The organism is Armatimonadota bacterium, from assembly GCA_016223145.1.
Lineage (GTDB): Bacteria > Armatimonadota > Fimbriimonadia > Fimbriimonadales > Fimbriimonadaceae > Nitrosymbiomonas.
Genome location: JACRPN010000003.1, coordinates 47,197 through 61,761 on the forward strand (window position 1 = coordinate 47,197; position 14,565 = coordinate 61,761).

15 protein-coding genes and 1 pseudogene are annotated in these 14,565 nt (G+C 60.9%); 10 read left to right on the forward strand and 6 right to left on the reverse strand.

Features of this window, described 5'->3' with window-relative positions:
* Positions 1-8: 8 nt before the first annotated feature.
* Both HZC36_01195 and HZC36_01200 read left to right on the forward strand, forming a co-directional pair.
* Positions 9-1,220, forward strand: coding sequence for a beta-lactamase family protein (locus HZC36_01195; GenBank protein ID MBI5705586.1), 1,212 nt, complete (start codon positions 9-11; stop codon positions 1,218-1,220).
* Positions 1,221-1,321: 101 nt separating this feature from the next.
* The gene (locus HZC36_01200) at positions 1,322-1,783 is read left to right on the forward strand and encodes a DUF1801 domain-containing protein (protein ID MBI5705587.1); all 462 of its coding nucleotides are present in this window, start codon (positions 1,322-1,324) and stop codon (positions 1,781-1,783) included.
* Positions 1,784-1,849: 66 nt separating this feature from the next.
* On the opposite strand, the gene HZC36_01205 is transcribed toward HZC36_01200, so the two are convergent.
* Positions 1,850-2,395: a nuclear transport factor 2 family protein gene (locus HZC36_01205; protein MBI5705588.1), complete on the reverse strand. Its 546-nt coding sequence runs from the start codon at positions 2,393-2,395 to the stop codon at positions 1,850-1,852.
* 342 nt (positions 2,396-2,737) lie between these two features.
* On the opposite strand from HZC36_01205, the gene HZC36_01210 reads away from it, so the two are divergent.
* Complete coding sequence (locus HZC36_01210) at positions 2,738-3,715, forward strand: prepilin-type N-terminal cleavage/methylation domain-containing protein (protein MBI5705589.1); 978 nt, start codon at positions 2,738-2,740, stop codon at positions 3,713-3,715.
* Complete coding sequence (locus HZC36_01215) at positions 3,712-3,861, forward strand: hypothetical protein (GenBank protein MBI5705590.1); 150 nt, start codon at positions 3,712-3,714, stop codon at positions 3,859-3,861. Before HZC36_01210 ends, HZC36_01215 begins: the two co-directional genes overlap by 4 nt.
* Positions 3,862-3,916: 55 nt before the next feature.
* Here the strand turns inward: HZC36_01215 and HZC36_01220 are convergent, their stop codons facing one another.
* From HZC36_01220 to HZC36_01235, 4 genes are read right to left on the reverse strand one after another with little or no spacing between them, the layout of a single operon-like run.
* Positions 3,917-4,303, reverse strand: a complete 387-nt coding sequence (locus tag HZC36_01220; GenBank protein MBI5705591.1) for a hypothetical protein — start codon at positions 4,301-4,303, stop codon at positions 3,917-3,919.
* On the reverse strand, positions 4,303-5,043 hold the full coding sequence (locus HZC36_01225) for a hypothetical protein (protein MBI5705592.1): 741 nt from the start codon (positions 5,041-5,043) through the stop codon (positions 4,303-4,305). Before HZC36_01225 ends, HZC36_01220 begins: the two co-directional genes overlap by 1 nt.
* Positions 5,040-5,288: a hypothetical protein gene (locus HZC36_01230; GenBank protein ID MBI5705593.1), complete on the reverse strand. Its 249-nt coding sequence runs from the start codon at positions 5,286-5,288 to the stop codon at positions 5,040-5,042. The genes HZC36_01225 and HZC36_01230 overlap by 4 nt, the downstream gene beginning before the upstream one ends.
* A complete protein-coding gene (locus HZC36_01235) occupies positions 5,288-5,623 on the reverse strand; it encodes a hypothetical protein (GenBank protein MBI5705594.1) in 336 nt (111 codons plus the stop codon). The genes HZC36_01230 and HZC36_01235 overlap by 1 nt, the downstream gene beginning before the upstream one ends.
* Before the next feature lie 801 nt (positions 5,624-6,424).
* Here HZC36_01235 and HZC36_01240 point away from each other — a divergent pair.
* The 5 genes from HZC36_01240 (at position 6,425) to HZC36_01260 (ending at position 11,668) form a co-directional block, all read left to right on the forward strand.
* A complete protein-coding gene (locus HZC36_01240) occupies positions 6,425-6,904 on the forward strand; it encodes a hypothetical protein (GenBank protein MBI5705595.1) in 480 nt (159 codons plus the stop codon).
* Positions 6,877-7,293 carry a hypothetical protein gene (locus HZC36_01245; GenBank protein MBI5705596.1) on the forward strand — a complete coding sequence of 139 codons (417 nt, stop codon included), beginning with the start codon at positions 6,877-6,879 and terminating at the stop codon, positions 7,291-7,293. The genes HZC36_01240 and HZC36_01245 overlap by 28 nt, the downstream gene beginning before the upstream one ends.
* A complete protein-coding gene (locus HZC36_01250) occupies positions 7,290-7,934 on the forward strand; it encodes a prepilin-type N-terminal cleavage/methylation domain-containing protein (GenBank protein MBI5705597.1) in 645 nt (214 codons plus the stop codon). Before HZC36_01245 ends, HZC36_01250 begins: the two co-directional genes overlap by 4 nt.
* 1,256 nt (positions 7,935-9,190) lie before the next feature.
* Positions 9,191-9,391, forward strand: coding sequence for a hypothetical protein (locus HZC36_01255; protein ID MBI5705598.1), 201 nt, complete (start codon positions 9,191-9,193; stop codon positions 9,389-9,391).
* Positions 9,392-9,955: 564 nt separating this feature from the next.
* Positions 9,956-11,668, forward strand: a complete 1,713-nt coding sequence (locus HZC36_01260) for a PD40 domain-containing protein (GenBank protein MBI5705599.1) — start codon at positions 9,956-9,958, stop codon at positions 11,666-11,668.
* Between the two features lie 39 nt (positions 11,669-11,707).
* Here the strand turns inward: HZC36_01260 and HZC36_01265 are convergent, their stop codons facing one another.
* Positions 11,708-13,576 (reverse strand): threonine--tRNA ligase, encoded by a 1,869-nt coding sequence (locus HZC36_01265; GenBank protein ID MBI5705600.1) that lies wholly within the window; start codon positions 13,574-13,576, stop codon positions 11,708-11,710.
* Between the two features lie 357 nt (positions 13,577-13,933).
* On the opposite strand from HZC36_01265, the pseudogene HZC36_01270 reads away from it, so the two are divergent.
* Positions 13,934-14,473 (forward strand): annotated as a pseudogene (locus tag HZC36_01270) (transposase).
* The last annotated feature ends 92 nt before the right edge of the window (positions 14,474-14,565 follow it).

Below are 14,565 nucleotides of genomic sequence, written 5' to 3' on the forward strand. Positions count from 1 at the left end.
CACCCTCAATGCTCTCACTTGCGCTGATCTGCTCGGTTCTGGCTTCCGAGGTTCCGGTGACCGGAAAGACGGTCCCAGAATTGGCCGGCTTTGACGAGGAGATGCTGGCTCATATGGAGTCGCACCATATTCCTGGCGGCTCGCTGGCCGTGTTGCGAGACGGCAAGCTGATCTTCGCGAGGGGCTATGGGTTTGCGGACAAGGACAAGACCAAGCCCGTCCAGCCGGACACGCTCTTCCGGCTCGCCAGCGTCAGCAAGCCGATCACTGGGCTGGTTGCGATGAGGCTCAAAGCCGAGGGCAAGCTTAGGTACGAGGACCGGGCATTCGAGCTTCTTGGCTTCTCGGAAAAGGACGTCGCCGACAAACGCCTGCTGAGGGTCACCGTGCTCCAACTCTTGCAGCACACCGGCGGCTGGAACCGGGATAAGAGCGGCGACCCCATGTTTCAGGCGGCCCGCATCGTGAAGGACCTGGGCATCAAGGGGCCGCCGACGAGCAACGACGTGATTCGCTGGATGCTCGGCAGGCCGCTGGACAGCGATCCTGGCGCCGAGTACCACTACTCCAACTTCGGCTACTGCGTGCTCGGGAGGATCATCGAGAAGGTGACGGGCAAGAGCTATGAGGATGCGGTGAAGAGCCTGCTGTTGACTCCCGCCGGGATCAAGGGAATGGCGATCGGGAAGTCGGCGCTCTCCGAGATGACCCCCCAGGAGACCTACTACTTCTCGGATGGCAACGTTCGCTCCATCTTCGATCCCAGTGGCCCGCGCGTGCCGGCAGCCTACAACCTGGATCCGCTAACGATGGATGCGCACGGCGGCTGGATCGCATCGGCGGTGGACCTGATGAAGCTGAGCCGCTTGCTGCAAACGCCGTTCGTCACGCCCGGGATGGCGGCCGACGTGCTGGCGCCGCCCCATGAGCCCGTTTCTCGCGGCGCCGACGGCAAGCTCGCGGATGCCTTCTACACGATGGGCTCGATGGTTAGGCCTCAGGGACGCTCCGGCAAAGCAAACTTCTGGCACGCCGGCGCGATGCCGGGGACCTACACGCTTTGGGTGCGACTGTCCAACGGCATGTCCTGGGCGGCGCTCTTCAATCGTCGGCCGGGGTCGGGCGATCCACCGGAAGGCGAAATCGACCACGCTTTGCATCGCGCTGCGTCGAGGGTCAAGCGCTGGCCGACGCACGACCTGTTTCGGGCGTTTCGCTAGGGCGCGGCCCAAAAGTCGGTGAAGACGAGTGTGCCTCCAAAACAGACCCAAAATGCCCGTTCACCTCTGGGCCAATCGCCAACTGAGGTAAAAACCGGCGCATGACCAGTCAAGCCAAGAGCGTTGAGGCGTATCTCGCCGAACTGCCGGAGGATCGGCGGGAGGCAATCCAGGCCGTCCGCAAAGTGATCCTCGACAACCTGGATAAGGACTACCAAGAGGGCATGCAATACGGCATGATCGGCTACTTCGTGCCGCACTCCGTGTACCCGCCGGGTTATCACTGTGACCCCAAGCAGCCGTTGCCGTTTGCGGGGCTGGGCAACCAGAAAAACCACATGTCGGTGTACCTGATGTGCCTTTACGGAGACGAGGCGCAAGAAGCCTGGTTTCGCGACGAGTGGGCCAAGACAGGCAAGAAGCTCGACATGGGGAAGTCTTGCGTTCGGTTCAAGAAGCTGGACGACGTCGCCCTGGAAGTGATCGGCGAGGCCGTTCGCCGGGTGCCGGCGGCCAAGTTCATCGAGAAGTACGAGTCGGTGATCAAGCCAAACAAGAAATAGCCCTTGGACTAGAAGAAAAGCGGACTCATACCTTGTGGTCGAGTCCGCTTTTCCAGTTGAGAGGGACTAACCCTTTGAGCTTTTGGCTTTCTTGACGGGGGGCGGCGCCATCATCGCGGGATCGAACGGCTTGCCGTCCAATGTCATCTTGCCAGCCTTCGTCTCAACGATTTTGGCGAGCATCCATTTGCCGCCTTCCTTGCGGAAGTGCTCATCGGCCCAGCCGACGGCGACCATCTTGTGGGCTTTGCCATCTCCCATGTCTATTGCCGAGCTGAAGGTCTCTTCCAGGCTCACGACGGCGGCATTGCCCTTGGCCGTGATCTTGAGTACCTTCGGCTTGTAGTCAACGGACTTGGCCATCCCGAACATTTGCTTGAGGCCGGCCATGGCGGTCTTCTTATCCTGGGTGCCTTCGACCTTCCCGACGTAGGTGAAGTCCTTCGTGGACATCTTTTCGAAGTACGAGATGTCTTTGTTCTTGAAGGCGGCGACGGTCTTGGGGATCGAGGCCATGTATTCCTTCTTGAAGGCGGCGGTATCGTCGGCGAAGGCTGCCGTACTAAGCGCAAGGGCCGCCAGAGCGATGTTGGTAAAGCGTGTGTTCATCATTGACATGTTTCTCCAGATAGGTTGAACGGCCGAAGTATCGCAGGGCCGCCAAGTGCATGTCAATCTCGGACCCCGAAAGGCCCAGAGTTCGGACACCCTTCCCTCTATCAAGATGAGGGCGTCTGGCCGAACCTGCGGCCCTAAGCCGCCCTCGCTCGGGGCCGCTCTCGCACCCAATTGGCGGGCGACGAAAAGCCGCCGGCGCAGCCTCTGAGTTGCCTTTCACCTTCCCAATCCTTCACTTTTCCACAACCTAACCGTAACTATAGGAAAGTCCCTGAGGGCTAGTCTATAGTTAAGCGTCGGGCGCTGTGGCTCGGCGTCTATTTGAGGGGTCATCCTATGAAAAAAGCCTTCACGCTTATCGAGTTGCTGGTGGTGATCGCCATCATCGCGATCCTCGCCGCCATTCTCTTCCCGGTCTTTGCCCAGGCTAAGACCGCCGCCAAGAAATCCGTCGCGATCTCCAACCAGAAGCAGATCACGACCGGCATGTTCCTCTACACGACGGACTATGACGACACGTGGGCTCGCAACGACGAGTGCGTGCCGTACTCATCACTGAATCAGAACTTGAACACCGCGGCCAACAACTCAGCCACGGGCCAGGGCTGCACGCCCGACGGCTCCACCTATTTCTACAATCGAGTCAACCACTTCTCCTGGCACAAGTGGGTCGGTCCCTACATCAAGAACATCGACCTCTTCTGGCACCCCGTCAAGGGCCGCATCAACATGACCGACGGCTTCGGCTGTGCGGGCGGCTATTGGGAGAAGTGCGGCCAGATCTTTGGCAGCTTCGCGCTGAATACGGCCGTGACCGGCGCTCTGAACACGTATGACAACTCGGTCGGCGCATCTTCCAGCCGCATCTTCCGAAACAGCTGGACAGGCGGAACCCAGACCAATCTCGCTCAGCCCGCTTCGACGCTTCTCTTTGCCGAAGCGAGCAACCCGTACACCGGAATCCTCCCCCATGGTGTGCTTACCGCCAACTACTCGGACTTCTCGGTGACGGTCTATCCGGCCGTGCTACGCGAGCATTTGGTCAACGACCTCTATGAGGGCAACGGCAACAGCGGAACGATCAGCGGCAACGCCTACCTGGTCCAGGCCCGAACGTCTGCGGGTGGCTTCACCATCGGCTATGCCGACGGCCACGCGAAGTTCATGACTGCCGGCGAAATCATCTCGAAGACGCCGACCATCGCCGAATATGCGCCGGGCACGGCCATGGCCAACGGACTCGCGACCTCGACCCAGCGGCTCGCAACGGTCAACACGAACATCAACTACCCGCTCTGGGGGCTCTCGCAGTGATCGCCCGCCTCGCCCTCGCGCTTCTCGCCCTTTCGGCCCTCTTGGCCGGCTGTGGCGGAGGGACTGTGAACGAGGACGAGCTCAAGCAGTCCCAGAAAGACATCAACGCAAGCAAGGAAAAGGGCGCCGACTCCTGGCAGGACTGACGCCCTCAACGCCCTCCCTGCCATCTTTGGGCCGGGAGGGCGTTCTTGTGCCCGATCACCCGATCATCGGGTCCACTGGCGCGAGCCCGAACTCCACAAGCAGCCCGTCGAAATCCAGGCTAAGTTGGGAGGCGAGCGCGGGGCGGTTCGTGCCCACGACGGTTCCACGAGGATCGGGGCCTTCCAAGGTGGCCCAAAAGGCGCCTTCGAGCCCCGCGAGCAAGCCGAGGGCGATTGACAAACTCTGCTCCGTCAAGACCGCCGAGCAGCCCAAATGGGTCGTTGGCAGCCTGCCACTGGACGAAAAGCCCAGCCCGCCGAAGGTAGCACTCGAAGCGGCCAGCTCTTCCGACGTTTCTGCGCCGTCCCAGACTTGGGCTGCCTGATTGGCTTGGCTCGCGAGAGACGCCGGCACAACAACGAGCAATCGTCGATTCGCCATCAGGGCACCCCCCACTTGGCCTTGGCATAGCCATAGAACTGGTTCACCTCGGCCACGGTCGCCATTCGGTTCAGCACGCAGACCTCGAACAAATGGTCACCAAAATGGTAGTTGCCGTTGGCGTTGCCGACCGTAGAGGTCGTAGCGGCGTCGGCCATCGACGTGTTGGTGACCGATCCTGCAACGTCGGAACCATTGATGCGGAGCACGGCGTTTGTGGTGCCGCCCTGATAGCCCCACGCGACAAATTGGGCGCTTCCGGCCGAGGGCGCAGAGCTCGCCAGACAGATCACCGTCGTGTCCACCTTGAGGACGCGCGGTTTGCCGGTCGTCCCCTCGATGCCGGCGCCAAACGCCTTGTAGCCGCCTCCCACCGGGACCATGCTGGAGGCGCTGGGCTTCCGGTTCAAAACGGCGAGCACCGTTCCCTCTTGAAGCTGGATCGCGTTTGCTGCCGTCATCATGTCGTCCACGCTGTCGAAGAGCACTCCGGGCAGGCCATTGGCAACGTCGGTTTTGTAGAGCGGCATCTTGGAGCTCGTGCCTTGGCTCAGATGCCGGGCGTTGCCCGATAGGTCGCTCCAAGCGGTGATCGAGTCGTTGTTGACAGGCGGTTGGCCAGAACTGGGATAGGGTGTCAAGCTCGACGCCACGGAGGCGTCGAACCACATTGCCGGTCCGAGCAGCATCGGCGAGAAACCTGCCCGACGGCCCGCATGAAGGCCGATGCCGACGATCATGTGAGCCCCACGATGTTTGCGGCGGTCGTGTTGGTGGCCCAGACGCGCTTGGCGGACACCGGTACCAGGCCATAGGCGCCCTTGAGCACCACGTCTCCGCCTTGGATCAGGGTCACGCGCAGGTCGCCGGCCGTACCCACCCAAAGGGCCCGAGCCGGAGTGCCGAGGTCGGAATCGGCTGGGGTGATGCTGAAAGCGCCGCTCGCGGGGGCGATCAGCGAAGCCGTAAAGGTGCCGCTCGCCATCACTTCACCTCCAGGGCTGTATAGGCCGTTGCGGTCGCGCCGCCCGAGGCGTTGAGCAAGCAAACGTCGATGCTCGGGGCGGCGGCGATCAGCTCGGTGTCGCCGGGCGGGACCTTGAAATCGTGGTCCGCAGCGGTGATGGTGGGAAGGGAGGCGTTTGCAGCGATGAGTTTGACGAAGAGCGCGTAGGTGGCGTCGTGGTTGGCGATCTGCACCCCTCGGCGGTGGGCGCTGTTGCCCGAGGCGCCGGAGGAACCGAACGCGCGCTTGACGGTTGCGCCGGTCACGGTGCTGTTCTCTCGGGTACCGAGGTTGTCGATGGTCTGAAGTGGCATAGTAGGAATCTCCACTGTCAGGGACCGTTTGAAAGGGTGGAAGTCAACCGAGTGGGGGAGGGGAGGGATCATCATTCACCCCCACCCGGCCTAAAGGCCACCCTCCCCCGCGTCGAGAAGGTCCGGGGTGGTTGGGAGGTTGGTGGACGCAGGAGAGGGGCGTGCCTCGTGATCTCCGGTTTGGTCCCCTCTCCTTCGCGGGGTCTGAGCTTGGGCGCTTTCTGGTTTGGAGTAGCGAGGGGGAGGGACAGGGTGGGGGAGGTCTTCCTCGGCCTTCGCCAGTTACCCTGAACCCCAGACCCTACACCCTGCACCCCATCGCACCCCCACCCGGCCTAAAGGCCACCCTCCCCCGCGTCGAGGAAGTCTTGGGTGACTGGGAGGTTGGTGGACGCAGGAGAGGGGAGTGCCTCCTCACCCTGCACCCCATCGCACCCCCACCCGGCCTAAAGGCCACCCTCCCCCGCGTCGAGAAGGTCCGGGGTGGTTGGGAGGTTGGTTGACGCAGGAGAGGGGCGTGCCCTGTCCCCTATCCCTCCCTTCTCGTCATCACAAATCACGTGCTTGGGATGGGGCGCCATCGAGTCTCGGAATCTGGAGCCAAAGCTCCCAAGCCATGCCTTAGTACCAAAGTCCTCATATCGATTCTCCAGCGCCTCGGTACTCCGGTTTTCAAAGTGAAGGAAATGAAGAGATTCTTGACATTGATCGGCGGCGTCTTTACAATGGATTTCAGCCGGAGCCGGGGGAACGCCTCTGAGGGCAGGAAGCGCTCCCTTGGCCGGCGAATGTGGAGGTTCGATGAAAGTGTCCCGGCTGACGTTGCTTTCGGCCATAGCGAGCATCCTGCTCGCCGCTAACGCTTGGGCTTGGACCGCCCAATCTCAAGCGGTTGAGTCCAAGGGCGCTTCGGGGCCTCCAGGCTGCTCCAAAGGCAATGAGCCGCTTCCCCCCAAGGCCGTGCTCGCTGAAGAGATCCGAATCAACGAGACGATCGCCTCGCGGCCCACCGAGCCCTGTACCGGCTGCACCCTGATCATGAACATCACGCAGGACTGGTGCAAGTATCGCCCGCCGGGCACCGAGTGCTTCATCGGGCCGATGTTCGACAATTTCCGCATGCAGCGCCCCTATCGCCTGTACCAGTGCCCCGACCTTTCCATCGGCGTTTGCTGCGGCTATTGGAACCAGAACGGCTGCTGCAACAACTCGTCCTCTGAAATCGAGTGCTGGGATCAGGACGCGAGCTACCGATGCTCCGAGACGCCGAACTGCCCCTGAGGACCCCGTTCGGCGTTTCGTTCGGGGCCGCGATCGTGGGTGCGCTCATCGTGATGGCCGTTCGCATGGCGCTGAATTGGGCCGGGAGCCAACTGGTGAACTGGTGGCTGTTCATGGAATACGAATGGGGAGTCGCGGCATGCACGCTCGTTTGCAGCCTGATCCTCTCGGCGTTCGCTCGGCCTCGGCGGCCCAAGCGTTTCGCGAAGCTCGGCATGGCTCTGATGCTCGGCGCCACAGCCGCCCACATCCTGTTGCTCAAACTCTGGGGCCACCCACCTTCGTGGCTCACCTCCGTGGTCTGGTTCTTCGCTCTCGCGGGGCAGTTCATGGCCGCGGCCTCCTGTGCACGGTGGCTGGCGGTTTCGCACGTGGGAGGGGAAGAGTGAAGCGGGGATTCACGCTACTCGAGATATTGCTCGTCGTGGCCATCGTGGCGCTTCTGGCGGCGCTGCTGTTTCCGGTGCTTTCGATGGCGAAAAAGTCCTCCAAAAGGGCGGTCTGTACGGAGCAGCTTCGGCAGTTGGGCCAGGCGCTCTCCCTTTACGACCCTGAGGGAGATCGGCTGCCGCCGAACCTGGACGTTCTGGCTTCATCGGGGCTCTTGACTTCAAAGGAGCTGACCCTTTGTCCCGACGATCCTGTGGGCGGGTATGCGAGCAAGTTCGACGCATGCAGGAAAGTGTCACACACGTTTCCGCAGACCTATGAGACGATGTTCTCTTGGCCGGCGGGGATGATCCAGCGCATAGAGAAGGCTGACGCGAACCACGGCCTGGTGGTTTGCCGGGTGCACGGGCAACGCGGCGCGAACTACGAGCTTGGGTTGAAGCGGTTCTGCGACTACGCTTGGCACATGTTTCAAGGCACGCTGCTGCGGCTCCGGAAAGACGGCTCTGTGCAGAGCGCCAAGTACCGCCTGCACAGAAAGGTGGTGAATGGCGCGGTGGTGGAAGAGGCGGCAATGGTTTGGGAGCTTTTCACCGACCTTCCCGACCCCAGCGGAGTCGGGAAGGGGCATGGGGGCTAGGCATTAGGCATTTGGGGAAAGGGATTATGGGGAGGACTCCGTATGGAGTGCGGCGACCCGGCGCCGCTTTTCGATGAGCATCAAGGCGATGAGGAATTGGGGCATTGAGGCAGGGAGCGTTGGGCGCAAGGCATCGGGCGTTTGGGGTTAGGCATTTAGGGCTTTGTGATCAGCCATTGGGCCTTGGAGACGTTCTGGAAGGAGGGCGAGGCTTACCCCGCCTGTTCTGGGTCGGCGAGCTTCAGCCCGCCGTACAGCCCGAACGTTAATCCCTTGCATCCTCCAAAGCGGCGCCGGATTGCCGAGTGCAAGCCCTTAGGGTCAGGGATCCGCCGAGTCTGCAGGAACTGCAACTGGTGCAATTGGCACGACGGGAGAGGCAACAAGTGTTCTGTGTGGGCCAGATCGATAAGGCAATAGGTACTCACGATCACAATGGCTCAGAACCGGTCCTCCGACGCCTCTTATCCCCTTGCCCCTTCATCCTTTCACTCCCCGTAGCGCCCCACCCCGGCCAAACCCTCCCGGACTATCCCAAAGCCAAAATGCTCTCGATGCCCGCGATTCGCCGGTATTTGTTGGGGGCGGTCGGGAAGAGGTTGAGAAGGGTGGTGTCAGGGGTGTGACGGGGTGCAGGGTGCAGGGTGCAGGGTTCAGGGTCTGGGGTTCAGGGTGCAGGGTGCAGGGTGCAGGGTGAAGGGTGCGGAGTGCAGGGTGCAGGGTGCAGGGTGCAGGGCGAGAAGGACCTCCCCCACCCTGTCCCTCCCCCTCGCTATTCCAAACCAGAAAACGCCCAAGCTCAGACCCCGCGAAGGAGAGGGGACCAAACCGGAGATCACGAGGCACTCCCCTCTCCTGCGTCTACCAACCTCCCAACCACCCCGGACCTTTTCGACGCGGGGGAGGGTGGCCTTTAGGCCGGGTGGGGGTTCAGGGTGCAGGGTGAAGGGTGCGGAGTGCAGGGTCTGGGGTGCAGGGTCTGGGGTGCAGGGAGAAGGGTGAAGAAGACTCCCCCACCCTGTCCCTCCCCCTCGCTATTCCAAACCAGAAAACGCCCAAGCTCAGACCCCGCGAAGGAGAGGGGACCAAACCGGAGATCACAAGGCACTCCCCCAGGCACGTGATTTGGGATGACATCAGGAAAGGATAGAGGATGGGCGAGGAGAGGGGATGAGGGAGGCTAGGGATTAGGACTCCGATGCTTGGGACTCGGTCCCGACAGGATCGCCATCCAGGGGCATCATGCTTGCAAGGCCGTGGAACGCTTTCTTGACCCCGATCAGTTTCAGCGGATGAAGAGCATGCTCTTCTGCCTCGCCTTCATGACCGTGAGCTTCATCGTCCATGAAGTGTTCGGGAAAACGGCCTGGCTGCTTGGGCTGGCGATCTGCAGCGCATCCTTTGCCATCTTTCTCCTCTGGAGGCTCGGCGTTGCCGTTCGGCGCCCGCGCCCGTAGCAGGAGATCTTCGCTCCGAAGTCCCCAAACCTGGGCACTGCCCGGTGTTGGCTCGTTCGGGTGCCTCCGCACTTCAGTGCGGTGAGTTTCCAGCCTCAACACCTGAAAGTGCTGAGGCTGGAAAGCTGTCCACCGACCTTATTGATCCAGCTGGGATCGATAAGGGGCACGAGGACAAGGGCAAATCCAGCGGGTCTGCCCGCAGTGTCGTACGGGACTGCGCGATCCCGTTGCTCCCACGCCTTGCGACACGGGTCTCGGCTAATCAAACATTGCGTTTCGCGATGTGAACACTCGCCCATCTTCAGTCGAGGACGGACTCCGCGAGGACCGTACCGCTGGCTCGATGCCGAAGAAAAGCTGGGTGCACATCACAATGTGCTTCGAATCTGACAACAATTGCCATGAATCCATACTTACTGGTAGAGTTTTGATCAGGAGCTCGAAAGCGGGACTGCTGGTGCCCCTGCCCTCTCGGTGGTGTGGCCCCCGGGGTGGACGATTTTGAGGGACCTGCAAACGGGTGATGGACCTGTGGATCATCGTCTGCAAATGGGAGGTTTCATGATGAAATCGAAGAGCATTCTGCATAGTTTTGGGTTTGTTGCCGTGGCCCTGTGGGCCACGGGATGCGGCGGAATGGACTGCCAGAGCAAGAGCAACGGCGCAGTCTTGGGAAAAGTCGTTTTCCACAGTGGACGGGACGGCGACGACGAGATCTTCGTCATGAACGGCGACGGGACCGGTCAAACCCAGCTCACGTTCAATTCAGGCGACGACAGCCTGGGTGCTCTGAGCCCGCTCGGAAACAAGATCGTATTTACGAGCGACCGGGATGGCAACAACGAGATTTACATCATGAACACCGATGGGTCCGGGCAAACGCGGCTCACCAACAATGTCAATAGCGATAGGGGCGCGTCTTTCAGCCCGGATGGGAGCCAAATCGTCTTCATCAGCGATCGGGACGGAAACGATGAAGTCTATGTCATGAACGCAAACGGTTCGGGCCAATTGCGGCTGACGAATGATCCGGGAGGAGAAGGTTCGCCTTCGTTCAGTCCAAACGGGTCCCGAATCGCGTTTAGATCAAATCGCGACGGCAACGACGAGATCTATGTCATGAACGCTGACGGCTCGGGCCAGACGAACCTAACGAACAATGCTGCTGAGGACCGGCAACCCTCGTTCCTTGGGGGGAGCGGACGAATCGCGTTCGGCAGCGATCGCGACGGCAACCAGGAAATATACGTCATGGACGCCAGCGGATCGAACCAGACCCGGCTGACCAACAACGCCTTCGTGGATAAGGAAGCCGCTTGGGGCGCAAACGGCCAGATGATCGCCTTCACCAGCGAGCGAGACGGAAATGAAGAGATCTATCTCATGGACGCCAGCGGCGCCAACCAAACGAACCTCTCGATGAACAGCGGAAGCGACGAAAACCCAAACGTCGGTCCAGCGTCCCTGAGACTTCCGGGATTGCGGAAGATTGCTTTCATCTCAGATCGAGACGGCAATGATGAGATCTACCTGATGAACGAGGACGGAAGCGGCTCGAGCCGCTTGACGAACAACCCTGCCGTGGACGAGGAGCCTGCCATTAGCCCCGATGGAACGAAGATCGTTTTCGTGAGTGACCGCGACGGGGATGATGAGATCTACGTGATGAACGCCAATGGTTCAGGGGTCACACAACTAACGAGCAATGCGGGCGTGGACCGACAGCCCTGGTTCACCCCAGATGGCTCCCGAATCCTATTCATGAGCGACCGTGATGGCAACTCCGAGATCTACGCGATGAATGTCGACGGCTCGAACCCCACGAACCTCTCGAATAACCCGAGCGGCGACTACAGACCGACAATCAGTGCGGACGGCACGAAGATCGCCTTTGCCAGCGACCGTGACGGGAACGAAGAAGTCTACGTCATGAATTCTGACGGCACGGGCCAAACGCGCTTAACCAACGACTCGGGCCAGGATGCCTACGCAGCGATCAGCCCGGACGGGACAAAGATCGTCTTCCGAAGCGACCGCGACGATATCAACAACGAACTCTACATGATGGACTCCGATGGGTCGAATGTCGTAAGGCTGACGAACAACGCGGTATGGGAAAGCAAGCCTGACTTCAGTAAAGACGGTGCCAAGATCGTCTTCTACAGTGAGCGTGACGGCAATCCCGAGATCTACGTGATGGGCGCCGACGGCTCGAATCAAACGAGGCTCACCAACAATCCTGCCGTGGACGAGAAGCCGAGCTTCGGTCCCTAATGGACCGGCCCTCCCCGCGCATAGCGCGGGGAGGGCTACTCAGGCAAGCTCCTTCGCTGCGCGCTCCACGAAGGCCTCGACCTTCATCGGCCCGAGGTCGCCCTCTTCGCGGCTTCGCACGCCGACCGTCCCGGCCTCGATGTCGCGATCTCCCAGGATGAGCATGTAGGGCACCTTCTGCATCTGGTGGGCGCGGACCTTCTTGCCGAGCGTTTCGCGGCTTTCGTCCACCTCTACCCTTAGCCTCGGCGAAGCGTGGAGGTCCTCGCCCAGCTTGTGGCCCGAGTAATCCCAGTCCGTAAAGCCCCTGAGCTGCGTGGCGAGCGCCTGGGCCGCCTCGATGTGCCGGTCCGCGATGGGCAGAATCGACACCTGCACCGGCGCCATCCAGAAGGGGAACGCCCCGGCGTAGTGCTCCGTGAGGAACCCGATCATCCGCTCGAGCGAGCCAAACGGCGCCCGGTGGATCATGATCGGCCGGTGCGGCTTTCCGTCCTCGCCGATGTACTCCAGGTCGAAGCGCTCAGGCAGGTTGTAGTCCACCTGCACCGTGCCCATCTGCCACTCGCGCCCGAGGGCGTCCTTCATGATGATGTCGAGCTTGGGGCCATAGAAAGCCGCGTCTCCCGGCGAGAGCCAGAAGTCGAGCCCGAGCTCGTTGCAGGCCTTGGCGATGGCGTCTTCGGCGAGCTTCCAATTGTCCGGGTGGCCGACATACTTGTCGGAGTTGGGGTCCCGCGTGCCGAGCCGGAACGTGAGGTCCGAGAGCCCGAGCTTCTTGACCGTCTCCTGGATGATGTCCACCACGCCCTTGAACTCTTCGAGGAGCTGGTCCTCCCGAACGAACAGGTGGGCGTCATCCTGCGTGAAGCCCCGTACCCGCAGCATTCCGGCGAGCTCTCCGCTTTGCTCATAGCGATAGACCGTGCCGAACTCAGCGAGTCGCACGGGAAGATCGCGGTAGCTTCGCATCTGAGACTTATAGATTTCGATGTGGAACGGGCAGTTCATGGGCTTGAGGATGAACGTCTCTTTCTCCTCGTCCACCATGAAGGGGAACATCTTCTCCTTGAACGTGATGATGTGTCCCGACTTTTCGTACAACCTTTGCGAGGCGATGTTAGGCGTAACGACACCCTGATAGCCCCTTCGGATCTGCTGTCCGCGCATGAAGTCGTGCAGCACCTCGCGGAGCACCGCGCCCTTCGGCAGCCAGAGCGGAAGGCCAGGCCCCACCAACGGTGAGAACATGAATAGGCCCAATTCCTTACCCAAAACGCGGTGGTCGCGCTTCTTGGCCTCTTCCAGGTTGTGGAGGTATTGCTCCAGCCCTTCCTGCGTCTCGAACGCCGTCCCATAGATGCGCGTGAGCTGCTTGTTCTTCACGTCGCCGCGCCAATAGGCCCCGGCCAGGTGCATCAGTTTGAAGTGCTTGATTTCCGACGTGTTCTCCACGTGCGGGCCCCGACAGAGGTCGATGAATCGGTGGACCTGCCCGTTGTTGCCGCCCTTCTGGTCATAGAAGCTGACCTCCTCGCCTTCGGGCACGGCGTCCAGGAGTTGGAGCTTGTAGAGGGCCGTGGCTTCGCCTTGGCCGAGCGTGCACTCCTCCAGGATCACCTTCTTGGCCTCGTCGCGGTCTTTGGCGACCTTGCGGACGATTGGCTGGTTCAGCTTGGCGAGCGCGGCCATGCGCTCCTCGATTTTGGGGAGGTCTTCCTCACGAATTGAGATCGGGTGGCCGTTCTTTTCGGGGAGGTCGACGTCGTAGTAGAAGCCGTTCTCGATCGGGGGGCCGATGGCCAGTTTGACGCCGGGGTAGAGCTCCGTCAGCGCCTGGGCCATGAGGTGGGCCGCCGAATGGCGGAGACGGTAAAGATAGGACTGTTCGTAGTTATTGTTCTGCATTGGAAACGCCCTCCCTGACTAAGGGAATGAGTTGTAAGGCGCGATTTTACCCAACCGCCGGCCTTTGGGCTTAGGTATCGGCAAGAATTAGGTTAGGAGTTAGTGAAAGTCCTCTTCTTTGCGAAGGGCGATGGAGGAAGAGGCCCGGGGGACGAAGGCCGAAGATGTCGAAGAGCGTAGGGGCCGAAGGGGGGGCACGGCTATCGGAACGAGAACTATAGGGGAGCCTGCCGTCTCGGCTAATGAGGTCGCAGACATATAGCATAGGGAGGCCACAAACGGAGCGCAGGCTTCCTAGCCTGCACCACGGTCCACAGGCATCTTGCCTGTGCTTTCTGATCAGAGTACTATCGAGCGATGGACCAGGTATGCGAAGCCAATCGGGGCTGGTATTCGCGGGGGTATCTGCCCCACCTCGATGTATCCGGGCGATCGCAGTTTATCACTTGGCGCCTTGCAGACTCCGTTCCGGCCGAATTGATCCGACGCTGGAAGCACGAACTGGCGATGGAGCCTGAGTCAAAGAGGAAGCTCGAGCTCTACTCACGAATTGAGAAATACCTCGACCTAGGCCACGGCAGCTGCATCTTGCGGAATCCGGTCGCAGCCTCTATCGTTCAGGACGCTCTCTTGTTTCATCATCGCGAGCTCTATCAGCTTCACGAATGGACCGTGATGCCAAATCATGTCCACGTCCTCCTCACACCTCACGAAGAAGTCTCGCTGGAGCGACTGGTACACGCAAACAAGAGCTATACAAGCAGCCGAATCAACAAGGCCCTCGGGCTGAAGGGCAGGCTTTGGGAGCCAGAGTATTTCGACCGGCTGGTCCGAGACGAAGCGCACTTCTCCAAAATCGCCCACTACATTCGGCGAAATCCCGTCAAAGCAAAGCTCTGCACGGACTTTAGGTTCTGGTCGCATGGCTCTGGGAATCCAGAGTCAAAGCAGAGGTTGTTGCAGGAGGCTGGGCGAGAGGTCCGCAGATA